Origin of the sequence: Pseudooceanicola pacificus, assembly GCF_009789075.1 — a bacterium.
In the GTDB taxonomy this organism is placed as follows: domain Bacteria; phylum Pseudomonadota; class Alphaproteobacteria; order Rhodobacterales; family Rhodobacteraceae; genus Pseudooceanicola; species Pseudooceanicola pacificus.
In genome coordinates, this window is the sequence record NZ_WNXQ01000008.1 from 82,609 (window position 1) to 105,967 (window position 23,359).

Genomic DNA, 23,359 nt, shown 5'->3' on the forward strand with positions numbered 1-23,359 from the left:
CTCACAAGACCAGTTCGCTATCGAAGTCTGCAACGTGGGCATGGTCTTCGGGTCCGGCGCCCATGCGTTCAAGGCGCTCGACGATGTCGACGTCGCGATCCGGGAAAACGAGTTCTTTACCCTTCTCGGCCCCTCGGGTTGCGGCAAGACCACGCTTTTGCGGCTGATCGCGGGCTTCAGCTATCCCACGGAAGGAGAGATCAGGCTGCACGGGCGCGATATCGCCGCCCTGCCGCCCCACAAACGGCCCGTGAACACGGTGTTCCAGAACTACGCGCTGTTCCCGCATATGACGGTCAGCGAAAATATCGCCTTCGGGCTGGTCATGCTGGGTCGGCCCCGGGCCGAGATCCGCGACAGCGTCGACAGGATGCTGAAACTGGTCCAGCTCGAAGCGCTGAAGGACCGCCGCACCGGGCAGCTTTCGGGTGGCCAGCAGCAGCGCGTCGCCCTGGCCCGCGCCCTGGCGCCGCAGCCCAAGGTGCTGCTGCTGGACGAACCTCTGTCGGCGCTCGACTTCAAGCTGCGCAAGGAAATGCAGATTGAGCTCAAGCGGCTGCAGCACGAGACCGGCATCACCTTCATTTTTGTCACCCACGATCAGGAAGAGGCGCTGACCATGGCGGACCGTATCGCCGTGATGTCCTCGGGCCACATCCTGCAGATCGGGTCTCCGCGCGACATCTACGACCGCCCGGCAGAACGTTTCGTCGCCGACTTCATCGGCGAGACCAACTTCATGACCGCGGATGTGCTGTCCTGTGCCGATGGCACGGCCCAGGTGGCACTGCCCGGCGGGGCCCGTTTTGCGGCTCGCGTGCCCGACGGGGTCCGGCCTTCGGGGCAGGTCAGTATCGTGGTGCGCCCGGAACATGCCGAGCTCGTCGACCCGGGGGCCGGGGCCCATCTGACCGGGCGGCTCGCGCATGTCGTCTATTTCGGCACCGACACGCATTACCACGTCCTGCTCGACACCGGCCAAAGGTTCATCCTGCGGCGCCAGAACAGCCGCAACGCGGGTGCCGAGCCGCCGGAAGGCGCTGTCGTCGGCATCAGGATCGACAATGGCGCCGCGCAGATGCTGAAGGACTGAGGGATCATGGCGACTGCCGCTGACATCGCCCGACAGGCCCGGTCCCGCGACATCCGGGGCAGGTGGTTTCTGGCCTCGCCCGCCCTTGTCATCATCGCGCTGGCCTCCATCGGGCCGCTCGCCATCGTGATGGTCTATTCCTTTCTCGCCCCCGGATCCTACGGCGATGTGATCTGGAAGTACTCGCCGGACGCCTGGGAGTCCGTCTTTCTCAAGCGCGATATCTTCGACAACTCGCTGTCGCTTGCCGATGCGCATCTGTCGATCTTCTGGCGATCGCTGCGCCTGTCGTTCCTGACCACGCTGATCGCCTTGCTGTTCGGCTTTCCCACCGCCTATTTCATCGCCACGCGGTCGCCCCGCACGCGCGAGATTTGGCTGTTCCTCGTCACGATCCCCTTCTGGACCAACCTGCTGATCCGGACCTTCGCGATCCAGGAGCTGATCCGCAACGAAGGCATCGTCAACAAACTGCTCATCAGGATCGGGATGATCGACGCGCCGATCCAGATGATGTTCACCGATTTCGCCATCCTGCTTGGCATGGCCTATGTCTATTTCCCGCTGATGGTGCTGCCGCTCTACGCCAGCATGGAGAAGATCGACTTTCGCCTCGTCGAAGCGGGATACGACCTCTATGCCACCCGCTGGAAGGTGCTGCGTCACGTGATCATGCCCATGACCAGGCCCGGCATCATCGCCGGGTCCATCCTGGTCTTCATTCCCACCCTCGGCGCCTATGTCACGCCGCGTGTGCTGGGGGGCGGGCGCAATCTGATGCTGGGCAACCTGATCGAGCTGCAATTCGGACAGGGCCGGAACTGGCCGCTTGGCGCGGCTCTGTCGATGACGCTGCTGGCGATCGTCCTGCTGGCGCTGATGGTCTATGTCCGCTTCGCCGCCCGGACCGGAGGGCACCACCATGGCCAGTAGACGCGCCTTTGACATCCGGCATCAGACCGGCTTTCCGGTCGTCGCGCTGACCTGCTTTTTCCTGCTGTATCTGCCGATTGCCGCGCTGGTGGTCTATGCCTTCAACGCCGGCGCCTCGGTGGCCGTCTGGCAAGGTTTCTCGCTGCGCTGGTTCGTGACCGCCTGGAACAACGAACAGGTGCTGGACGCCGCCTGGCGGTCGTTCCGGATCGCCGTCTGTGCGGCCTTCATCGCCACCGCGGCAGCCACCATGGCGGCGCTGGCCACCACACGCACGCGGCCCTACCGCGGGCTCAACGCCAAATACGCCTTCATCAACATGCCGCTGATGGTGCCCGAAATCGTGGTCTCCGTGGCGCTGCTGATCTTCTTTTCGCGCATCAAGCTTGCCACGGGATACACGGGCCTTGGCTATCTGGTCGCCGCCCATGCGGCGTTCTGCATCCCCTTCGCCTATCTGCCGATCCGGGCGCGGCTCGAAATGACGGATCTCTCGCTCGAAACGGCGGCGGCGGACCTCTACGCCACGAAATGGCAGGCGTTTCGCTGGGTCACGCTGCCGCTTCTGTGGCCCGGTATCCTTGCGGGCCTGATGCTCGCCTTCGTCATTTCGCTGGATGACGTGGTCATTACGGAATTTGTGAAATCGGCCGGTCAGGAGACGCTTCCGACCTACATGCTCGGCCAACTCAGGCGCGCCGTGACGCCCGAGATGAATGCGATATCGACGGTCTTCCTGCTGATCTCGGTCGGTATCGTGACACTTTTCTTCATCGTCAGCAGGAAACGAACCTAACGGAAAAACCACAACAGGGAACAGCATCATGAACTGGCAAACCGGCACAACCGCAATGGGGTTGGCACTGCTCGCTTTCAGCGGACCGGCCCGGGCGGAAGGCACGCTCAACATCTTCAACTGGGGCAATTACACCAGCCCCGAGCTCATCGAGAAGTTCGAAAAGACATATGACGTCAAGGTGACCCTCACCGATTTCGACTCCAACGACACCGCGCTGGCGAAGGTGCGCCAGGGCGGGCACGGGCTGGACATGGTCGTGACCTCGTCCAGCGTGCTCAGCATCTGGGTCGACGAGGGGCTGTTGCTGGAAACCCGCCCCGACCAGATGGAGAACTTCGCCAATGTTGACGCCCGTTGGGTCGACGTTCCCTTCGATCCCGGCCGGCATTATTCCGTGCCGTGGCAATGGGGCTCGACCGGGGTTTTCGTGAACACAGCGGTCTATTCGGGCGATCCCAACACCTCGGCCATCTTCCTTGACCCGCCGGAAGAGCTGGTGGGCAAGATCACCGTCATTCCCGAACTGTCGGACGTCATGCATATGGCGGTGAGCTATGCGGGGGGCGAGCCCTGCACCGGCGATCTGGAGGTGCTCAAGACGGTGCGCGACACCCTGGAGGCGGCCAAACCGGCCTGGATTTCCATCGAGTACGATTCCATCGAACAGGTGGTCAAAGGCGACGTGTCCGGCGGCACGGGCTGGAGCGGCGCCACCATGCGTGCGCGCCTGCAGAACCCCGACATCGTCTATGGCTATCCCAAGGAAGGGTACCCCCTGTGGATGGACAACCTCGCCGTCCTCAAGGATGCCAGGAATGTCGAGAACGCCAAGCTGTTCCAGAACTTCATCATGGCGCCCGAGAATGCCGCGATGATCTCGGAATTCGCGCGCTATGCCAACGGCATCAAGGGATCCGAAGCCTTTCTGCCGGACGACATGAAGGACGCGCCCGAAATCGTCATCCCCGCCGACCATATCGAAGCGGGGTCCTTCATGCTGACCTGCCCGGCGGACGTCCAGGCAATCTATACCAAGATCTGGACCGAGCTGCTGAAGTAGCCCCGCCAGAGGGGGCGCGACCGGACATCGGGCGCGCCCCGACCTTGCCGTTTCGCTTCGCGGCAGCGGGCAAGGTCGCACAGTCGCGTGCCGCCCTCCCCTGGGGTTCGGGCAATTCGCGGCAATGCGCCAGGTGACATTGTGGATGCAATCGGGCAGATCCTCGCCCAAGATGGGTATTGCGGGCTGCCATGCCTTGGGCCGTTTGCCGGCGTGGCCCTGATGTCCGGCTGGCGGTCAGCGTACCGGCAAACTCTGTGATCTCCGCAAGAAACGGGCATTCTGCGGACAATAGGAAAACTGCATGACATCACCTTCGGAACGTCCCGCCCCGATACCGGATGAAAGCTGGCCGGATGAGATCCGCGACCTCAGAAACAGCTTTGCCGGGGGGCTGAATGTCTATCGCGTCATGGCGCATCACCCGGCCTTGCTGCGGGCCTGGGCCCCGCTGCGCCAGCATGTGGTCAAGGACACGGCCCTGGGACAGGAGCGGAGCGAGATCGTGATCCTGCGCGTCGGTGTCCGGCTTGGCTCGTCCTACGAATGGGCGCACCATGTCGCGCGGGCGCGCGCCCTCGGGATGCCCGACGCCCGTATCTCCGCCGTGCGGGGGATGCCGGAGGGAGAGGACGGGCTGCTGGTCCGGGCGGTTGATGCGATCCTCGACGATCACCGTCTGCCAGGGCCGCTCGAACAAGAGATCGCGGCCGCCATCGGACGCGAGGCGGTATTCGACATCATCGCCACGGTCGGCTTCTATTCGGTTCTGGGGGCGATCCTGATGACCTATGACGTGCCGCTGGATGCCGCCATCGACAAGGCTCTGACCGCGCGTCCCATCGAGACCTGAGCGGCCAGCCGTAGCGCGGGCACCCTCACCTCACAGTGGGTCTGTGACAGGGTTGCCGGCAAGCCCCGCCGCCCGCCGAGTCCGGGTTCGCACCTACACCTACGGCCAGCGTCACGGGGCCCGCGTCAATCCTTGCACCACGCACCCGCACGCCATCGCTGGCGCGCGGCGCGGTCGCGCCTCTGCCAGGGCGATGCCGGGGGCCTGCGCCCCTCAGGCCTGGTCGCGGATCGGGTTCGACAGGGTGCCGATGCCCGAAATCTCGACCTCGACCCGGTCCCCGTCCTTCATGAACAGCTTCGGTTCGCGGAACAGGCCCACGCCGCTTGGGGTGCCGGTGGCGATCACGTCGCCCGGCAGCAGTTCCGTCACGATGGACAGATAGGCGATCAATTCCGGGATGCTGAACGCCAGGTCGCTGATTGGCGTCGATTGCATGACCTCGCCATTCAGCCGCGTCTCCATCGTCTGCGCCGCCGGGTCGGTCAGTTCCTCTGCCGTGACCAGCCAGGGGCCCATCGACCCGCTGTCGACAAAGTTCTTGCCGGCCCAGAACTGCGAGGTGTGGCGCTGGTAGTCGCGGATCGACCCGTCGTTGAAACAGCTGTAGCCCGCCACATGCTTCATTGCGTCGCCTTCGGCGATATCGCGACCAGCCGTGCCGATGATCACCGCCAGCTCGCCCTCGAAATCGAACCAGTCAGAGGCCCGGGGCCGGATCAACGGCTGGCCGTGCCCCGTGACGGAGGAGGGATAGCGCGTGAAGATCGACGGCTTGGCGGGTTTGTCGCGCCCGGTCTCCTGGATATGGGTCATGTAGTTCAGGCCGATGCAGATGATCTTGTCCGGGTTCGGGATCGGAGAGATCAGCGTGACATCGCCCTCGGCCAGCGTGCCGCCCTGCCCGGCGGCATCGGCGAGGTCGTCCAGCGCTCCGGCGGCGATGACCGCGCGCAGGTCGGCGTACCGGTCCCGGAAGGCCGCGCCGACGTCCTTGAGCTGTCCGTTTTCCGCAATGCCATACGATGCCGTACCGTCGGAAGTGATATAAGAGGCGACGCGCATGAGCTGGCTCCTGATTGACTGTCTGGTCCGGTCATATCGCGGCAGGGACACGCGGGCATGTGCCGCCCCGCGATTGTCCATTCAGCGGACAGGGGCCGCATCCGGCAGGTCGAACACGAAATTTCCGACAGGCGCGCCCTTTGTCATGTCGTAAGGCGCGGCCGGTGCGCGCCCTTCCGTTCGGCCCTTGAGCTGGCGGCTAGTCCCGGTTCACGACACTGTCGAGCCAGGCGCAATTCGGCACCGGATCCGCCGCGCGCTTGCCCCGGCGTGCGGCATCCATCCGCATCTCGCGCATCCTGTCGCGGGTCGGGTCGCCATCGGGCAGGTGCACGCGCTCGTGCCCCCAATAGCTGGGGCCATCGGTGGTTTCATGCGGCTCCCAAGTGGCGGGGTCGATCACCCGCGCGCCCCAGCCGTATTCGACAAAAAAGCCCGAGGGGCTGTTGGCGTAGAAGCTGGTCATATGATCGTTGGAATGACGGCCCAGCGAAAAGGCCAGCCGCCCTTCCTCGGTCTGGGCGATGTCATAGCCCTGCCCCACATCGTCGAGCGATTGCAGCTCGACCATGAAGTGATGCAGCCCCTTGCGCCCCGACCCGACCATGGCAAAGCTGTGATGCCGCCCGTTCAGGTGAAAGAAATACAGCGGAAAGGGCGTCAGCCCGTAATCGGTGACGTTGAAGCCCAGAAGGTCGCGGTAGAAGGGCAGCAGCCCCTGCGCATCTTCGACATGCAGAACCGCATGGCCCATGCCGAAGGTGCCCGTCTTGAAGCCCGAGATCGGGCGGCCCGGCACGAAGGGATCGCTTGCGATCTGCGGTTGGCAGAACACTTCGATATGGTTGCCATCCGGATCCTTGAACGAGATCAGCCGGCTGACCAAACGCTGGTCGGCCAGCGCCGCGGATTCCAGCCTGACGGCCACGCCCGCGTTCTCCAGCCGCCCGGCGAGGCGGTCGAGCTCTTCGGGGCTGTCGACCTCCCAGCCGAGGAAATCGAGGCCCTCGTCGCCGTCCCCTGTGACCAGCAGGCGCTGCTTGCGGTCGTCCATGCGAAAGGCGCGCGAGCTGCCGCCGCGGTCGACCTCCTGCATGCCCAGCAGGCCGGTGGCAAAGCCGCTCCAGTCCTGCGTCCTGGCGGACCGGATGCCAATATAGCCAAGCGATGAAAGTGTCATCCGGGTCTCCCTCCGGTGCTGCGGGCGATGTGCCGCATCAGTGGCGCAAAGGCTATATCACGCGGGCCCGGGCCGCGCCGCCAATGACACGTCTGTCCGTTCGACGGACAATTCGGGGCCCCCGGACTTGCCAGACAGCGCGGGGAAATCTACCAAATTGAACGACCGGCCAGGGGGAGGCACCGCCATATCAGGGTTTGGATCTGTCAGAGCGCTGGAACGGGGCCTTCAGGTGTTGCAGTCCGTGAACCAGCGCAACGGCCTCAAGGCCGCAGAGGTTGCGGCGGAAACGGGCATTCCCCGGCCGACCGTCTACCGCCTGCTGGAAACGCTAGAGGGGCTGGGCTTCGTCAACCGCGATCATTCGTCGGACAAGTGGCGCCCGACCCTGCAGGCCAAGTCGCTCAGCTCGGGCTTCCGCGACAAGGACTGGGTGGCGCAGAGCGCCGTGCCCGAAATGGTCCGATTGGGGAGAGAGATCCTCTGGCCGCTCGATCTGGTGACCTTCAACGACCACCAGATGGAGATCCGCGAGTCGACCCACAACATCAGCCCCTATTCCATCGACCACGGCATGGTCGGGTTGAAACTGCCGGTGCTCGACACCTCGGGCGGGCGGGCCTACCTGGCTTTTTCTCCCGAGGCGGAACGCGAACGGACGCTGGCCGGGCTGGAAGCGCAGCTAGGCGTCACCAGACCGATCATCCTTCAGGATGGCCCGCTGGACCAAGTCCTGGCGCAGGCGCGACAGCTGGGCGTGGGTTTTCGCAAAGAGGGATTTCGCTCGGCCACGAAAAGCATCTCGGCCCCGATCTTTGCCCGGGAGCAGGTCATTGCCTGCCTGACGATCATCTGGACCGGCAGCGCCCTGAGCTTTGACGATGCGATCAGGCTTTACCGGGACAGACTTCTGGATACGGCCGGGCGGATTTCCCGCGCGCTGGCCGAAAAGGACATGCTGTAGGTCAGCCCGCGGCGGCAAGCCACTGGCGGGCATCGGACAGCAGCGTGTCCATCTCGGGCGTGCCGTCGCAGATGATATCCGGCTGCAACGGCCGGCCCGCGTTCAGTAGCCGGTAGCCGAGATAGCGATAGGGTTCGGGCACGGCTGAAAAATCCGTCTCTGCCATGGTGCGGGCGAAGTCTTCGGTCGGGGCGACCGGGTCCAGCCTGTCCTTTTCGTAGATCGCCCGGCGGGTGCGGATTTGCCAGCCGTCGGGGGTGCGCACGAACCGGTCCAGGAACCGCGCGAAAGAGGTGTAATCGACCTTGGCATTGCCCATCCGAAACCGCCCGGTGATCTGGATGTTCGTCTCGGCCAGCGCGCGGTCGCCCTTCACATCGACAACCGGCGTGCCGATCAGGTGTTTCACCCGTGGCGCGCGCGGCTGATAGGTCTTGCGAGAGGCTGCGATGAAATCGGTGAAGGCCCCGGAAAACCAGGTGACGTGGATCGTCCCGTCCGGGGTGAACAACCGCGCCAGATCCTCCCACCGGCCCTGATCGCGGCACAGGCCCCAGGCCTGAACGACCTGCATGATGGCGATGGTATCGGCGGTATGGCTTGCCACGGTGCCCCCAGCGAAAGAGCGCGGCGAGGGAAATCCCCCCGACGCGCACAGGTTTCAGTTCGAGGCCTCCGCCTTTTCAAGTTCGGCCTTGAAGGCGTCATAGATGGCCTGGCCGTTTTCGGTCTGCGCGATCCAGTCCTGTGTCGCAACCGACATCGCGTCCTGCCATTTGGCCGTCAGCGCCTCGTCCGGGTCGATGACCGTGATCTTGTTCGCGGCGAGGATGCGGCCCTTCGCCTCGGACAGGTATTCGTCGAAGGATCGGCCGAAGCGGTCCGAAAACGCCGCGCCGGAATATGCGTCGATGGCCGCCTTGGCCTTGTCCGACAGCCCTTCGTATTTGGCCTTGTTCATGACGATCAGCATCGGTGTCGCGCCGAGGGGCAGTTCTAGGAAGTGGGTCACGACCCCGCCTGCGCTGAAGGTTTCAAGCGCGCCCCACTGCGTGAAGGTCCCGTCGATCAGCCCGCGGCTGAGGCTTTCGGCCAGCGTCGGGCCCGTGATCCCCCCGACAGGCACCGCGTCGAGCGACTTGATCGCGGACAGCATGGTGGGGCCCGGCGCGCGGATGTTCTGGCCTTTCAATTCGCCCGGCTCTGTCATGTCCACGGTACTCGCCAGCCCGTTGGGCGAGGAGGACATGACCCCGATCAGCTTGAAGGACTCGTAATCCCCCTTGAGCAGCCCGGAGTCGAACAGGGCCCACATGGCCGCCGATCCGGCTGTCGAAGTCTTCACCAGGAACGGCAGCTCGGCCACTGTCCCCTCGTTGAACCGGCCGGGCGTGTAGCCGGGGATAACCCAGGCGATATCGGCCACCCCGTCCTCGACCAGCTTGAGCTGCTGCGCCGGATTCCGCCCCAATGTGCCGCCGGGGAACATCTGGACCTCCAGCTCCCCGTCGGAGGCGGCGGACACATCCGCGGCCCAGGCGGTCAGGATGTTCTTGGTGATATGCGCCACCGGCGGCTCGAAGCTTGAAAAGCGCAGCACTTCGGCGCGGGCCGGGGCTGCCAGCCCGACCGCCAGCGCGACCGCCGTGGCGATATTGATGAGTTTCATGGTGTCCTCCCTGATATTATGTCGTTCACGATGTCCCCAACCCGTCGCGCGGGCGACGGTCCAGTGGAAACTGTCCAACTGACGGACAGCCCGTCACCCGATGACGGAGGGCAGCCAGAGCGTGAGCGGCGGGAACAGCACCAGCACGACCAGCCGCACCAGGTCGGCCACCAGAAAGGGCACGATGCCGCGGTAGATCGTGGTGATGCGGATGTCGCGATACATCGAATTCAGCAGCATCACGTTGATCCCGATGGGCGGTGTGATCATGCCGATGCCGATCACCACGACGTTGATGATCCCCCACCACACCAGGTCATAGCCAAAGCCCTGGATCACCGGGATCACGAAGGGCAGCGTGATGACCATGGCCGCGACCTCGTCAAAGAACGCGCCGAGGAAGATGTAGAGCAGCAGGATGCAGAAGATCACGGCGATCGGAGAGATCGCGCTGTCCGAGATCGACGAGACGATGAACTGCGCGCCGCCAGTGACCGAGACGAAGTAGGAAAAGATCGTCGCGCCAAAGACCATCAGGTAGATCATCGCCGTCGAACCGCTCGCCTCGGCCATCACCCGCAGGAAGGTCGCCCGGTCGAGCCGCCTGCGCAGCAGCGCAAAGAAGAAGGCGATGACAACGCCGATGGCCGCGGCCTCGTTGACGGTGAAGATGCCGGAATAGATGCCGCCCAGCACCACCACGGCCAGCAGGATCACCCCCCAGGCCCGGCCGATGGCGGCGAGCCTTTCACGCGGGGGCAGCTTTTCCGATTTCGGGGCGGCATCGGGATCGCGCCAGACCGTGACCTGCACCGCGACGGCATAGAACAAGACGGCAAGAAGGGCGGGAACGATTGCGGCGCTGAACAGTTCCAGCACCGATTGTTCGGTCAGGACAGCGTAAAGGATCATCATCGCCGAGGGCGGCACGATGATGCCCAGCGTCCCCCCCGCCGCGATGGCGCCCGAGGCGAGACTGGGGCGATAGTTGCGCGCCAGCATCTCGGGCATGGCGACCCGGCCGAAGGTGGCCGTTGTCGCGACACCCGATCCGCAGATCGCCCCGAACCCCGCGCTGGCAACAACGGTCGTCGTGGCAAGCCCGCCCCTGCGGTGCCCGAACAGCGCGCCCGCCATGTCATAGACATCCGTCGCCAGCCCCCCGGCGGCGGCGAGGCTGCCCATCAGCATGAAGAGGGGAATGACGGCAAGGTCGAGCGAGCTCATCGCCGAGGCGGGTTCGCTGGCCATGAGCGACAGCGCCGGCCCCCAGCCCACGACCTGGGCAAAGCCGGCGACACCGACAAGCGCCATCGAGATACCGATCGGCACATGCAGCGCGATCAGCAGCATCATGGCGCAGAAGCCCAGCAGAGCGAGGATCAGAGGGTCCATATCAAATGTCCGAAATACTGGGGCCGGTCATGCTGCGGGTGCCGTATCGTCATGCGGCAGCGGATCGTCGGTCCGGTGGAAAAGGGCGATGACGTCGATGACAAGAACCATTGCCTGCACGAATGCCGCCAGCCACATCATCACGGCGGCCACGCTCCACCACGGCCAGACCGGCCAGCCCAGCACCCAGGTCCTGTCGCCGCCCGCCTTGAGCGAGGCGGCATAGGGCACGAATTGCCAGGCGATCATCAGGATGAAGACGAGCGTCAGGACGCTCGACAGGACTTCGAGGACGTTGTGCACCCTCCGCCCGCCTAGCGCGCCGAACACCTCGACCCGGATGTTCTGCTTCATGGCGAGGTTGGCGGGGATGCAGGCGGCGATGACCACCGCCATGACAACCGAGCTGACGTCGTTCACCCCCTGCAACGGGGCCTTGAACAGCCAGCGCAGCAACACGTCGAGCGTGGTCATCAGCGCCAGGATCAGCAGGCCGGTGAACCCCACCAGGGCCAGCGCACGCGCCAGACCCAAAGAGCGTGTCCAGACCATAGTCATATCGTCCCCTCCCCGTTTTCTTTCTCTCTCTCCCGGCGCGGTCTCGCCGCCGCACTGCGAAGACTTCGGCTTGCCGGTCGCGCCGCTCAGACCGTCAGGCGATCCTTTGCCATGTCCTGCGCTCCGGCGAACCGCGCCGCGTAATCCGCCAGCGCTGCCGCGATATCTTCCGGGGCAAAGGCGGCGGCACAGTAACGGTCGGGCCGCACCAGCAGCACCTGGTCGCGATGCGTGCGCAACGGCCGGGCGACACCCGGATCGGCCAGGGCCAGCCCCGTGGCGATGCCGCAGGTGTCCAGCTGTACCCGCGCCAGCGGCAGGCCCAGGAAACTGTCCTGCGTCATGGCCTCCAGCGCCGCCGCGCCTGCCGCGTCCTGCGCGATCAGCGCGAACCCGGGGCCAAGCCTGTCGTCCAGCCGCCCGCCTCCGGCCAGCAGCGGTTGCGGGATCATCTCGCCCACCAGCGAGGCGTCGAACGCCGGTGCCTCCAACCCCAGGAACAGCCCCGTTTCATAGCGCGGCTTGGGTTTGAACCGCATCTGGATCAGATAGTCCCGCACATTCGGAAACGGCTCCAGCGCCTTCAGCAGCAGATCGCGGAACATCACCTGATCGCGCCCGGCGGGCATCACGATGCTGCCCATGGCCACCGCCAGCTGGATCATGTCCCAGGCGGGCTTGCGGCGTTCGTCCGCATAGCTGTCCATCACGTCGCCGGCCCCGCCCCGGATCATGCAGGCGAGTTTCCACGTCACATTATGGGCATCGCGCAGCCCGGCGTTCATCCCCTGCCCGGCGAAGGGCGGCGTCAGATGCGCGGCGTCGCCCATGAGCATGATGCGCCCGTGCCGGAACCGCTCGGCCATGCGGGCGTGGAAGGTATAGACCGTGCGCCGCAGGATATCCGCAGGCCGCCACGGGCGCAGGGGTGCCATCAGGCTTTCAAGGAACCCGTCCTGCAGCACCTGCTCTCGCGTTTCACCGGGCAAGAGCATGAATTCATAGCGGCGTCCTCCGGCCGGCGCGGGGACGCTGACGGTGGGGCGTATGTCGCTGCAGAAGAATTTTGAGAACAGCGATTGGTCCGGATCGTTCAGCGTGTCGACGACGATCCAGTCCTCTTCGTAGGTGTTGCCCGACATCGGGATCCCGAGGCTCTCGCGGATCGGGCTGCGGCCGCCGTCGCAGGCCAGCACCCACTGCGTGCGGATGCGGTGCTCCCGCCCGTCGGCCCCGGCCACGACAACCGCCGCGTGGCCCTCTGCCTGCTCGATCGCCGTGACCTCGGCGCCAAAGCGCAGCGTGGCGGGCGCCTGATCTTCCAGCCGGGCGCGCAGGGCCGCCTCAAGCTCGGGCTGGAAGATGAAGTTCCGCTTGGCAAAGCCGAAGTTGCGCGGCCCCTGCCCCGTCTCGGCAAAGCAATGACCGGCATCGTCGTAATAGCGCGATCCATCGCCCTCCATCGGGTCGGCGAGATAGCTGCGGTCCAGACCAAACACCTGCAGGGTGCGCGCGCCTTCGTCGTCGATCACGATGGCCCGCGGCAGGTTCATCGGCCCGGCGTCCCGTTCCAGCAGCAGGCAATCGACGCCATAGGCCGCCAGCAGGTTCGCCGCCGTCAGGCCGGTCGGACCGGCGCCAACCACCACCACGGGGACCTCGCTCGGGAAAAGTGACATCGGTTTACCTTTCGTCTTGTTCGCGGATCGCGGCGAGGGTCTTTTCGGCCTTTCCCGAAGCGTCCGTCCACGGACGACCCGGAGCTGTTCACTTGGCGGACAAGGGGACCCGGTCCAGACCGGCACATGCGGGCCTGTCGCGCAGGCCCATCAGGCAGGCTGTCAGGCCGGGCGGCGGGCAGGGGATGCCGTCCAAAGGACCGCCGGGAGAGTGCAAGAACGTCAGCATGGGCCAGGCCTTTCCGGTTCAGCGATCACATAGGCGCGCGGGCACGAAGACCTCACGCCGCATGGAACCTCATCGGAAGCTGCCGATAGCCGCGCAGGACATTGTTGATCTCGAACACCGGCTCGCCGGTCTCGATCCGGGCCACGGGCCCGATCATCGCCTCGAGGATGGACCGCATCTCAAGCCGGGCAAGCTGCATGCCCATGCATTGATGCACGCCGTGGCCGAACCCGACGTGATCGGTCACGACGCGGTGCAGGTCGAACCGGTCGGGCTGGTCCCATTGCCGCTCGTCCCGGTTGGCAGAGGCATACAGAACGATGACCCGGTCGCCCTTGGGAATGATCGTGCCGTCGACGTCGTAATCCTCGGCGGCGTAGCGGGTGAAACCGCGGATCGGCGCCTCGATCCGGATCGCCTCATTGATTGCATTGCCGATCAGTCGGGGGTTTGCGCGCAACGTGTCCCATTGCTCGGGGCTCTGGCCCAGATGGTACATCAGGTGGCCGGTGGCAAAGATCGTCGTGTCGAGGCTGGGCGCGATGTAGTCACGGGTGAACTGTGGCACGAGGTTCGGGTCGATCAGACCCGCATCCGCCGCATCATAAAGCCCGGCCACCCAGCTGCCGGGCTTCACCGCCTCGCGCGTGGCCCCGTTGTTGCAGAACTCGCGCAGCTCAAGGATCGTCGGAAAGGCCGCGTCGCGCCGCGCGTTGCCCCCGCCAAGCGCGTCGAAGGAGGCCGCCGCCCAGCGGAGCATGTTCTGCCGCCCCGATTCCGGCAGACCCAGAAGCTCCGAGACAACCGTCAGCGGCAGGATCTGCGCAAGGTCGCGCATTCCGTCGAAACTGCCCCGCTCGACCAGGCCGGCAATCATGTCCTGCGCCGTGGCGGCGATCCGCTCTTTCACCGCGGCCAGGCCACGGGGCATCACCGGCGCCGCGATGACCTTGCGCAGCTTTCCATGGGCCGGTTCGTCGGTGGCGAGGATGTTGTTGTTGGCAATCTTGTTGACCTCGTCGTTGGCCGCGACGCCCCGGCCGGAAATCAGCACGTCATGTGCCGCCAGAGCCGCGCGCACATCGGCATGCCGCCCGATGGCCCAGAGATCGTGACGCGGCAACCAGACCGCCGGCCCACGGTCGCGAATTTCCCGGTAGTGGTCGTACGGGTCGAGGATCGCATCGTCGGAATAGAGATCGACATCGTATTCCGCGCGTGGGTGTTTGTGTTGAACAAGCATGGCCTCTCCTCCTGACGAAATCATGCTGAGATCGCACCTGACCTGAAAAGGTAAGATGCACGCATGTCCAGCTGGCGGACAGCGCGGTACTGACCAGCTGGAACTGACCGGGGTGACCTGTCCCCAAGGCATCGCGCGCGGGGCCAGCGAAGGGACCCCTTTGCGAGACGCCAACCGGCCCCGGCACGCTTGATCCATTTGCCGACATGCTGTTCGGTCTGGCTCACCGACAACCGATGGCCCCGCGCGATGATCGGACCAGCCTGAAACCGAGGACTTTCGGGCGCAGCGGTCAGCCTGACGCTTGCGTGCATCGGCGCGGCAGTCCCGGGTCCGGCTGGCACCGGTCGCGGAGCGGATCGGCCCTGCGGCCCGGTTTTTCAGGTCGCTGCGATGCCCGTGGCGCTTTGGGCGGCGTGGCGCAGCGCGTCGCGCAGGGCCTGCACGGCGCGCAATTGCTCGCTCTCGACCAGGGTGAAGAGACCCAGTTGCACCGCCGGCATCGCAAGTGCGGGCAGGTCGAGCGCGCGAAGGCCCGGGGGCGTCGCCTCCAGAGCGTTGCGCGGCACGACCGTCAGAACACCGGCCCGCCGTGCCAGCAGCAGCAGCGAATTCGGATCGGCGGCGATTTCATAGCGCACCGTGGCGGCGGGCAGGCCGTTGTTGCGCAGGCCGGTGTCGATGGCCACGCGGTTGCGCGAGTCGCCAGGCGGCAGGGCCCAGATATGCCCGGCCAGATCGGCCACCTCCAGGTCCCGCTTTTGAGCCAGCGGATGGTCCTCGGCACAGGCCACGACCAGCTCCGTCGCCATCAGCGGGTCGTGGCGCAGCGCGACGGCGGCCTCGGGCGGGACCTCGTCCCAGTCGACACGGCCCACGTAGCAGTCGATCTCGCCGTCCCAGAGTGCCGTTGTCATGTCATGCGCCAGCCCGGTGCGGATGATGAACCGCGGCCCCTCCTCTGCGAGGGCGGCCAGTGTCAGCGCACTGGGCAGCAGGTCGAGCATGACCGCCGGGTTGGTGCCGATCCGCAGGACCGGCGGTTCGGCCATGTCGAGCTGATGCGCGAGATGGGAAAAGGTCGCCAGCCCGGTGCGGGTGCGTTGCAGGGCAAGCTGACCCGCCGCGCTCAACGACACGCCGCGCACGGAGCGGTCCACCAGATCGGCGCCGAATGCGAATTCCAGATCCTTCACCATCTGCGACACGGCCGGCTGCGTCAGGCCAAGATGTTGCGCCACCGCGCGCAGGGACCTGTGATCGGCGATCAGCTCCAGCAGACGCAGGTGACGCAGGCGCAACCGGTCGAGATGCTGGGGAGAGTGGGCCAAAGGAAAACCTTCCGAATCCGGGAAACCGCATGGCACTGTCTATCATCCGGGCCGTTCAGGCCAGCCACATGAGCCCCGGCAGGTCCGCGCGGCCATCGGCTGCGGCAGGTTGTGGACCACGTTCAAGGTCATTGCGGCGGAACATCCGCGCGATGCCGGGGACCGGATGCCCGCCGGGACCGCGCGGGCGATCCACGGCTGAGCGTCCCGATCCCGGTGCGCGGCGTCGCATGGACGCAAGGCGCGCGGTCAGCCAAGTGGCGCAACCGCCCCGGCATCCGGCGGTTGACGCCCCCCTTGACGGCGACCGCCCAGCCTGTCCCCGCTTGACGCGCCCTTTATCCGATCACGCGGGCCTCGCGCAGGTCGCGGATGCGCTCGGGGTCGATGTTGAGCGCCTGCAGAACCGCCTCCGTATCCGCGCCAAGGGGGCGCGGGCCGCTCTGCGGTCCGGTGGCGTGGCCGTCCGCCAGAAAGCTCAGCGTCGGGACATGCACGGTATGGTCGACATCGCCGGTGACGGTCAGTTCCTGCGTCACGCCCCGGGCGCGGAGGTGGTCCTCGGCCAGCGCCTCGTCCAGGCCGCGCACGCGGGCGGCGGGCACCTTGTGATCGGCCAGCAGGAGCTCCCATTCCGCCGCCGACCGGGTCAGGAAGATGCGGTTCAGCTCGGTGCGCAGCGTCGGGGCATTGAGCGCCCGTTCCGAGGGCGAGGCATATCGCGGATCCTCGGCCAGATCGGACCGGCCAAGCGCGATGCAGAGCTTGTGGAACTGGGCATCGTTGTTCGCGGCCAGCATCAGCAACCCGTCTGTCGTCTCGAACGCGCCGGACGAGGGGCTCGCGCTCCAGGCCTCGTTGCCGTTCGGCGCGGGGACCCAGCCGGATGACAGGTGCTGCGTCATCAGCGAGGCCATGAGCATCAGCGCCGTGTCCAGCATCGCGACGTCCAGGTGCACGGCCGCCCCGGTCCGGCGCACCTCGTGCAGGCCCGAGACGATGGCGAGCGCGGCGTTCATGCCCGTGGCATAGTCGACATAGGGCGCACCCACCTTGGTCGGCCCGCTTTCGGCGCTGCCGGTGGTCTTCATGATGCCGCACATGCCCTGGATGACGTGATCATAGGCGGGGCGGGGGGCAAAGGGGCCGGTCTGGCCATAGGCCGAGATGGAGCAATAGAGGATCCTGGGGTTCATCGCCTTCACCGGCGCGAAGCCCAACCCCAGTTTCTCGGCGATGCCGGGTTTGAAATTCTCGACGAAGATGTCGGCCCCGGCGATGATCTGCTTGACCAGACCCAGGCCCTCGCCGGTCTTGAGGTCGATCGCGACCGATTTCTTGCCCGCGTTCTGGGTCATGTAGCCCAGACCCATCTTGCGGGCCGACAGGTCCTTGATGGGGCCCAGGTCGCGGGTCCAGTCGCCCTGGCCGGGCTTTTCGATCTTGATGACGTCGGCCCCCATCAGGGACAGCAGGTAGGTTGCATAGGGTCCGGCGAGGATCTGGCTCAGATCGACGACGGTCACACCTTTGAGTGGCTGGAACATGGGGCCTCGGTCGGTTCGGATTGCGGAAGGCCGCGGGCCGTGACGGCCCGTGGCAATGTCATGTCAGGCTCAGTTGCCGCCCGTCAGAATGGCTTTGTTCTTGGTGTAGGTGTCGTTCATTTCCTTCGTCGCGGCGGCGGCGTCGTAATACATGATCGGGATGTCGGCAGCCTTGGTCACCTTGACGAAATCAGGGTCTGTTTCAGCCGCTTTCAGCGCCGTGCTGATCTTGTCGATCACGTCCTTCGGGGTGCCCTTGGGCAGGATGATGACCGTCCGCGTGTCCATGGCCAGATCGAACCCGGCCTCTTCGATGGTCGGCACGTCGGGGGCCGAGGGGTGACGGAAGGTTGTCGTCGGCGCGATGGTCTTGATCTCGTCCGGATAGCGGTAGTGGATGCCGCCCGAGAAGGCGACGGCCACCTGATGCGCGATCAGGGTGTTCACCATCTCGGACCCCGACTGGACCGGCACGGCATTGGCTTCCAGCCCCTCTCTCTCGGCAATCGCGTCCATGTACATCCGCGCTTCGGACGACAGGGCGGCATAGGCAAAGCCCGGGTTCTGTTTCGCCCATGCGATGAATTCCGGCAGCGTGTCATAGGGGGCGTCTTTCGGTGCGGCCATGCCGGTCTGGTAGGCGGTGATCATGCCGGCGTATTCGAAATCGTCCGGTTTGAAATCGACCCGATCCATCAGGAACGGGGCCGCGTTGATGACGGCGTTGGACTGGAACAGCATGGTATAGCCGTCGGGCGCCTTGCTCTTCAGCTCGTTTGCCGCGACCGCGCCGCCGGCGCCGGGCTTGTTGACCACGTTCACCGGCTGGCCCAGCTGTTCCGACAGGACCTTGGCCGAGGCGCGGGCGATCAGGTCGGTCTGTCCGCCTGCGCCATAACCCACGAACATCGTGATCGGCCTGGTCGGGTAATCCTGCGCCACGGCGGCAAAGCCGCTAAGCGCAAGGACCAGCCCGGCGGCAGTGGCAATAACTGTGCGTCTGGTTGTCATGATAGTTCCTCCCTTTCGATGTCGATTGGTTCGACGGATTGTCCGGCCTGCTTCCGTGCGACAGCCAGAACAGTGACAACCGCGGCAAGGAAGAAGACGATGGCAATTGGATGGTGGACAAGGTTCGCCCAGTCGTGATCGAGCAGCTGCAGCGACTGGCGAAAGCTGAGCTCAAGCTTGGGCGCGATGACGAAGCCGATGAGGAAGGTCACAAAGCTGAAATCCAGCTTGCGCGACAGGAATCCGATCAGCGTGAAGAAGAGCATGACGTAGATCGAAAAGGCGCTCGACGTCTCCATGTACGAGCCGACACAGCAGAACAGCAGCACGCCGGGAATGATGAGGCGCAGCGGCACCCGGATGATCATCGCAAAGAACCGCTGCCCGGCGTAGCCCAGGATCAGCATGATGAGGCTGGCCGACAGCATCGCGACATAGAGGTCCGCGACCAGGCCGGGCTGTTCCACGAACATGCGCGGGCCCGGCGTCAGCCCGTGCAGGATGAAGGCGGCGATCAGGATCGCGGCAATCACGCTGCCGGGTATGCCAAGCGCAAAGAGCGGCACGAAGCTGGACGGCACCACCGCATTGTCCGCGCTTTCGGCCGCGGCCACCCCCTCGATCATGCCGGTGCCGAATTTTTCGGGCGTCTTCGAGGCCCGTTTGGTCGCGCCGTAGGACAGGAACGACCCGACAGAGGCGCCAAGACCGGGCAGAATCCCCACGACAGAGCCTATGAACGTGCCGCGCAGGATGACCGGGGCGCAGCGCCGCCATTCCGCGCCGGTGATGCGCCGGTCGTCGGGATTGTCGCTGTCCTTCATCTCGGCCGACTGGGCGTCGATCTCGCGCCGGTTGCCGGCCTGCACGATCATTTCCGCCACCGCCAGCATCCCGATCGCCATCGGGACCAGGGAAATGCCGTCATCCAGCTGCAGGAAGCCGAAGGTCAGGCGGGGGACGAAGGTTTCGGTCTCCATCCCGACGGTGGCGAAGAAGATGCCGAAACAGGCGGCGATCAGCCCCTTGATCATCGACCCGCCCGACAGCCCCCCGATGAAGGTGAGCGAGAAGATCAGGATCGCGCAAAGCTCCACCGGGCCGATCAGCAGGGCATAGCGGGCAAGCGGCGCGGCCAGGACGATCAGCACGATGGTCGACAGGAAGTCGCCGATGACCGAGGCAAACAGACCCATTTTCAGGGCTTTCTGCGCGTTGCCCTGCCGCGCGAGCGGGTATCCGTCAAGCGCTGTGGGGGCCGAGGACGGCTCGCCTGGCGTATTGAGCAGAATGGCCGACACCGCGCTGCCCGCGCCCGATCCCTTGGCGATGCCGATCAGCAGGCCAAGCGCCGAAACCGGGTCCAGGTAATAGGTCAGCGGAATGGCCACGGCCGCGCCGGTTGCCTTCCCGAGTCCCGGGATCGCCCCGAGGATGTAGCCCAGCAGAACCCCGGCCCCGACCCAGAACAGCGCCGGGCCGGTAAAGACGTTCTGGAACGCGGTCAGGACATGTTCCATCGCCGCCTCACAGGATCGCCGTGCCGAGAACCTTGTAGAACAAGGCCCAGAGCATGAGCATCAGGACAAGCGGCATCGCGACGATGACAAGCGGGCGCCGCTCGCCCAGCCCGATCAGCGAACCCGCGACCAGCGTCACGCCAAAGGCGAGCGGGCCGATCAGATAGTAAAGCACGATGGACAGGGCAAAGATCCCGCCGATCAGGGCCAGGGCCCTGAGTTCCGCCTGGCTGAAGGGCTGCGGGGCACCGGTCTCGTCCGGGCCGAGGTTGGTCACGAACAGAAGAACCGAAAGCAGCAGAATGCAGCCCATCATGATCTGCGGCACCAGCCGGGGGGACATCATGCCCTGCGGACCGGTCTCGATCTGCCAGGGAATGATGACCACCAGGGACAGGATGGCGACGATCGCCAGCACGACGCCGGTGATAGCGTTTGCACGTTTCATGAATCCTCCCGCCCCGACCGCTGGATCGGGCAGACCCAAGGGTAATCGTGCCAAGGCGCTAAAGAATACTAAAAACTTTCTTCAATATGATAAGCTTTGCTGATCACCAAAGCGACCCGCCGCGTCGCCGACGGTCCGCCGGATTTCGGCGCAGTCATTGCCGGGCAGAGTCATGCTGTGACCCTGCCGCAGCGACAGGGGCAGACCCGGGTATTCGGGTTGAATGATGGCAAGATCCCCGGCGCAGCCGGGGTATTGCACACCGCCGCGCCTGATTTCGCCGCGGTTTGCGACCGCCGCGTCCCCTACATCCGCGCCCGTGCGCTTGTGGGGTCATACATGCTGTCATGCGTCACGACCGCGTCGCGCACCTCTCCATGAACAGAGACTTGAAGCGTGGTGCCTTCGCCCGAGAGGCCCGGGGGAACCAGGGCCATCGCGATGTCGTGGCCGAAATGATAGGAATACCCGCCCGATGTCACCCGGCCAACCAGCGCGCCGTCCTTGTAGACGCCCTCGTCCGCCAGGACGGATGTGTCACATGACGGCAATTTCAGCGTCACCAGACCCCGGGTCGATCCTGCCGCCGCTTCGGCGCTCAGGGCGTCGCGTCCCAGGAATGCGCCCTTGTTCAGCTTGACGAACCGGCCCAGCCCTGCCTCCAGCGGCGAGATGTCCTGCGACAGCTCGCGGTTGATGGCGCGATAGGATTTTTCCAGCCGCATCGATTCAAGCGCCCTCAGACCGAATGGCACCAGCCCGTGCGGGGCACCGGCGCTCAGCAGCAGATCGACCAGGTGCCGGTTGTAGGCGACGGGGTGGTGCAATTCCCACCCCAGTTCGCCGGTGTAGCTGACCCGGATGAGCCGGACATCGCGCGCATAGCCGACCTCGCCCAGCTGGGCCGTGAGCCAGGGAAAGGCCTCGTTCGACAGGTCGTTGTCGGTCAGCGGTTGCAGGATCTCGCGCGATTTCGGGCCGGCGATGGCAATGACGCCAAGCTGCTCGGACAGGTTGTCGAGGATGACGCTGCCGTCCCCGGGCAACAGCCGCGACAGCTGGTCGAGGTTGCGGACCTCGCCATTCGGGGTGCTGACGAGGTAGAATTCGTCCTCGCCCAACCGCACAACGGTATATTCCGCGTCGATCCCGCCGCGCGCATTGCACATGACGCTGAGGGAAAGGCGCCCCACCTTCGGCAGCGCGTTGGCCAGAAGCCCGTCCAGCCAGGCCGCGGCACCGGGCCCCCGCAGGCGGAACTTGGTCATCGGCGACATCTCGATCAGGCCGGCGGCGCTGCGGGTCGCGCGCACTTCGGCCGCGACATGTTCCATCGACCGCGTCCTGCGAAAGCTGGCCTCGGGCACGGCGAGTTCGGGCGACGGGGCGTACCAGTTCGGGACCTCGTAGCCGTCGAGCACGGTCCAGACCGCCCCCTTTGCCGTCAGCAGGTCGTAGGAGCCCACCGTCTTCAGCGGGCGGCCCGCTGGCGTATCCTCTCCCGGGATATGGGGGAGCATGTGCCGCCCCCAGGTCTCGCGCACCTTGTCGGCCGTCCAGCGCTTGGTGACGTAGTCGCCAAAGCGGCGGGGGTCGAGCGCGGACATGTCGATGCCCGGATCGCCGTTCAGGATCCAGCGGCTCAGCCGTGCGCCCATCGTGCCGCCCCAGAGGATGCCGCCCGGCACGCCCTCGGCCAGCCACAGCCCGTCATGGCCGGGTGCGGGGCCGCAGAGCGGCATCTCGTCCGGGGTCATCTGGAACGGCCCCCGGGTATTGGCCTTGATACCGACCTCGCCCAGGGCCGGAACCCGTTCGATGGCCCGTTCCCACTGGGTTTCCACGGCGTCGAAATCCTCGGGCAGCAGGTCGGCGCCAAAATCCCTGGGCACACCGTCCACGGCGAACAGCTTCAGATCCTTTTCGAATTCATAGGGCCCGAACTGAAAGGCGCCGACATCCTCGCGCAGATAGGCGCCGTAATCCTCGTCGCGCAGGATCGGCAGTTCGGGCAGCCCCCTGGCCTTGCGGTCCTTCAGGGCGGGCACCACCTCGGTTGTCCAGTATTGATGGACGATGGGGATGCACGGCAGGTCCAGCCCCACACGTTTGGCATTCTCGCGGGCATAGTTGCCGGTGGCAAAGACCAGGTATTCGCAGGTGATCGCGCCCTGCGAGGTGACAACCTTCCACCCGCCGCCGGAAAGCTTTTCATAAGACAGCGCTTCGGTGTTCTGGTGGATCTTCGCGCCCTGGTCCCGCGCCAGCCGCGCCAGCCCCTGGGTGATGTCGGCCGGGTTGATGTACCCGTCCTCGGGGTGAAGGATCCCGCCACGGATGGAGCTGCTGGGGGAGAGGAATGGATGCCGGTCCTGCACCTCTTCGGGCGTCAGCAGCTGCGCGGGAACGCCGGCGGCCTCGGCGATGGCGATATAGCTTTGAAACTCATCCCAGCGGTCCTGGGTGTTGGCGACGCGCAGCTGGCCCACCTGACGCAGCCCGCAGGAGGTTCCAAGCCGGCGTTCCACATCGCCGTAGATCCGGATCGTTTCCATCGTCATCTGGCTGATGACATGCGAGCGCACGAAGGTGACCAGCAAACCCGCCGCATGCCAGGTCGACCCGGCGGTCAACTGGCTGCGTTCCAGCAAGACGGCATCGGAACACCCCTGTTCAGTCAGACCGAACAGGATGGATGCCCCGACACAGCCCCCTCCTACGACAACGACCCTGGCATGTGATTGCATCGGCACCCCCTTCAACAGACAGCGCGAACCTAATC

Annotated in this window: 20 protein-coding genes; 6 read left to right on the forward strand and 14 right to left on the reverse strand. The window is 65.5% G+C overall.

The window, feature by feature from the left end; translation table 11 throughout:
* Nucleotides 1–40 precede the first annotated feature (40 nt).
* The 5 genes from GLS40_RS13715 to GLS40_RS13735 all read left to right on the forward strand — a co-directional run bounded on the left by GLS40_RS13715 (nucleotide 41) and on the right by GLS40_RS13735 (nucleotide 4,738).
* Nucleotides 41–1,093 carry an ABC transporter ATP-binding protein gene (locus GLS40_RS13715; protein WP_160383397.1) on the forward strand — a complete coding sequence of 351 codons (1,053 nt, stop codon included), beginning with the start codon at nucleotides 41–43 and terminating at the stop codon, nucleotides 1,091–1,093.
* 6 nt (nucleotides 1,094–1,099) lie between these two features.
* A complete protein-coding gene (locus tag GLS40_RS13720; RefSeq protein WP_160383303.1) occupies nucleotides 1,100–2,026 on the forward strand; it encodes an ABC transporter permease in 927 nt (308 codons plus the stop codon).
* On the forward strand, nucleotides 2,016–2,822 hold the full coding sequence (locus tag GLS40_RS13725) for an ABC transporter permease (protein ID WP_160383304.1): 807 nt from the start codon (nucleotides 2,016–2,018) through the stop codon (nucleotides 2,820–2,822). The genes GLS40_RS13720 and GLS40_RS13725 overlap by 11 nt, the downstream gene beginning before the upstream one ends.
* A 28-nt stretch (nucleotides 2,823–2,850) precedes the next feature.
* Nucleotides 2,851–3,885: an extracellular solute-binding protein gene (locus tag GLS40_RS13730; protein WP_160383305.1), complete on the forward strand. Its 1,035-nt coding sequence runs from the start codon at nucleotides 2,851–2,853 to the stop codon at nucleotides 3,883–3,885.
* Nucleotides 3,886–4,189: 304 nt separating this feature from the next.
* Complete coding sequence (locus GLS40_RS13735; RefSeq protein WP_160383306.1) at nucleotides 4,190–4,738, forward strand: carboxymuconolactone decarboxylase family protein; 549 nt, start codon at nucleotides 4,190–4,192, stop codon at nucleotides 4,736–4,738.
* 213 nt (nucleotides 4,739–4,951) lie between these two features.
* On the opposite strand, the gene GLS40_RS13740 is transcribed toward GLS40_RS13735, so the two are convergent.
* Both GLS40_RS13740 and GLS40_RS13745 read right to left on the reverse strand, forming a co-directional pair.
* Nucleotides 4,952–5,803, reverse strand: coding sequence for a fumarylacetoacetate hydrolase family protein (locus GLS40_RS13740; protein WP_160383307.1), 852 nt, complete (start codon nucleotides 5,801–5,803; stop codon nucleotides 4,952–4,954).
* Between the two features lie 199 nt (nucleotides 5,804–6,002).
* Nucleotides 6,003–6,983 (reverse strand): VOC family protein, encoded by a 981-nt coding sequence (locus GLS40_RS13745; RefSeq protein WP_160383308.1) that lies wholly within the window; start codon nucleotides 6,981–6,983, stop codon nucleotides 6,003–6,005.
* A gap of 157 nt (nucleotides 6,984–7,140) precedes the next feature.
* Here GLS40_RS13745 and GLS40_RS13750 point away from each other — a divergent pair, with 157 nt between their 5' ends.
* On the forward strand, nucleotides 7,141–7,947 hold the full coding sequence (locus tag GLS40_RS13750) for a helix-turn-helix domain-containing protein (protein ID WP_202076165.1): 807 nt from the start codon (nucleotides 7,141–7,143) through the stop codon (nucleotides 7,945–7,947).
* 1 nt (nucleotide 7,948) lies between these two features.
* Here the strand turns inward: GLS40_RS13750 and GLS40_RS13755 are convergent, their stop codons facing one another.
* The 12 genes from GLS40_RS13755 to GLS40_RS13810 all read right to left on the reverse strand — a co-directional run bounded on the left by GLS40_RS13755 (nucleotide 7,949) and on the right by GLS40_RS13810 (nucleotide 23,324).
* Complete coding sequence (locus tag GLS40_RS13755; protein WP_160383309.1) at nucleotides 7,949–8,554, reverse strand: nuclear transport factor 2 family protein; 606 nt, start codon at nucleotides 8,552–8,554, stop codon at nucleotides 7,949–7,951.
* 54 nt (nucleotides 8,555–8,608) lie between these two features.
* The gene (locus GLS40_RS13760; RefSeq protein ID WP_160383310.1) at nucleotides 8,609–9,616 is read right to left on the reverse strand and encodes a TRAP transporter substrate-binding protein; all 1,008 of its coding nucleotides are present in this window, start codon (nucleotides 9,614–9,616) and stop codon (nucleotides 8,609–8,611) included.
* A 93-nt stretch (nucleotides 9,617–9,709) separates the two neighbouring features.
* Nucleotides 9,710–11,011, reverse strand: coding sequence for a TRAP transporter large permease (locus GLS40_RS13765; protein ID WP_160383311.1), 1,302 nt, complete (start codon nucleotides 11,009–11,011; stop codon nucleotides 9,710–9,712).
* Between the two features lie 27 nt (nucleotides 11,012–11,038).
* A complete protein-coding gene (locus GLS40_RS13770; protein ID WP_160383312.1) occupies nucleotides 11,039–11,569 on the reverse strand; it encodes a TRAP transporter small permease in 531 nt (176 codons plus the stop codon).
* An 86-nt stretch (nucleotides 11,570–11,655) separates the two neighbouring features.
* A complete protein-coding gene (locus tag GLS40_RS13775; protein WP_160383313.1) occupies nucleotides 11,656–13,248 on the reverse strand; it encodes a bifunctional 3-(3-hydroxy-phenyl)propionate/3-hydroxycinnamic acid hydroxylase in 1,593 nt (530 codons plus the stop codon).
* A gap of 281 nt (nucleotides 13,249–13,529) precedes the next feature.
* On the reverse strand, nucleotides 13,530–14,720 hold the full coding sequence (locus GLS40_RS13780; protein WP_160383314.1) for a cytochrome P450: 1,191 nt from the start codon (nucleotides 14,718–14,720) through the stop codon (nucleotides 13,530–13,532).
* 380 nt (nucleotides 14,721–15,100) lie between these two features.
* Complete coding sequence (locus GLS40_RS13785; RefSeq protein WP_160383315.1) at nucleotides 15,101–16,051, reverse strand: LysR family transcriptional regulator; 951 nt, start codon at nucleotides 16,049–16,051, stop codon at nucleotides 15,101–15,103.
* Nucleotides 16,052–16,389: 338 nt separating this feature from the next.
* The gene (locus tag GLS40_RS13790; RefSeq protein WP_160383316.1) at nucleotides 16,390–17,598 is read right to left on the reverse strand and encodes a CaiB/BaiF CoA transferase family protein; all 1,209 of its coding nucleotides are present in this window, start codon (nucleotides 17,596–17,598) and stop codon (nucleotides 16,390–16,392) included.
* A 69-nt stretch (nucleotides 17,599–17,667) separates the two neighbouring features.
* Nucleotides 17,668–18,609 (reverse strand): Bug family tripartite tricarboxylate transporter substrate binding protein, encoded by a 942-nt coding sequence (locus GLS40_RS13795; protein ID WP_160383317.1) that lies wholly within the window; start codon nucleotides 18,607–18,609, stop codon nucleotides 17,668–17,670.
* Entirely contained in the window at nucleotides 18,606–20,129 is a 1,524-nt protein-coding gene (locus GLS40_RS13800) for a tripartite tricarboxylate transporter permease (protein WP_160383318.1), read from the reverse strand. Before GLS40_RS13800 ends, GLS40_RS13795 begins: the two co-directional genes overlap by 4 nt.
* 7 nt (nucleotides 20,130–20,136) lie before the next feature.
* Nucleotides 20,137–20,577 carry a tripartite tricarboxylate transporter TctB family protein gene (locus GLS40_RS13805; protein WP_160383319.1) on the reverse strand — a complete coding sequence of 147 codons (441 nt, stop codon included), beginning with the start codon at nucleotides 20,575–20,577 and terminating at the stop codon, nucleotides 20,137–20,139.
* 305 nt (nucleotides 20,578–20,882) lie between these two features.
* Nucleotides 20,883–23,324 carry a GcvT family protein gene (locus GLS40_RS13810; RefSeq protein WP_160383320.1) on the reverse strand — a complete coding sequence of 814 codons (2,442 nt, stop codon included), beginning with the start codon at nucleotides 23,322–23,324 and terminating at the stop codon, nucleotides 20,883–20,885.
* Between the last annotated feature and the right edge of the window lie 35 nt (nucleotides 23,325–23,359).